Annotated in this window: 1 protein-coding gene; it reads right to left on the reverse strand. The window is 52.0% G+C overall.

Translation table 11 applies throughout. The features are described 5' to 3' along the window. On the reverse strand, positions 1 to 256 hold a 256-nt coding region (locus E0D98_RS27745), incomplete at both ends, for a hypothetical protein (protein WP_131891655.1).

A 256-nucleotide genomic window follows, 5' to 3' on the forward strand; every position in this document is an offset into this window, starting at 1 on the left:
GTGGCGTCAGCATTGGGTTCTTGTGCTAATACATTTCGGTCGTCAGTGGTGGCGGCAGAGGTATTCTTTGCGTTGCTGTCAATGGCAGAAACAGCATTCACCTGCGGTTCATTCGGGGAGGCTGTCCCTGCAGTTACCGACTGCAGGGATGCATATGCTGCATAGTCATCTTCATATGCCTGATTGTCTGTCTCTTCTGCAGGGATGTCATAAGGATGATTCTGTTCCGACACTGCCGGTTCAGGGGCTGTGCTCT

It is taken from the genome of Escherichia sp. KCJ4928, assembly GCF_004352695.1.
Lineage (GTDB): Bacteria > Pseudomonadota > Gammaproteobacteria > Enterobacterales > Enterobacteriaceae > ECMA0423.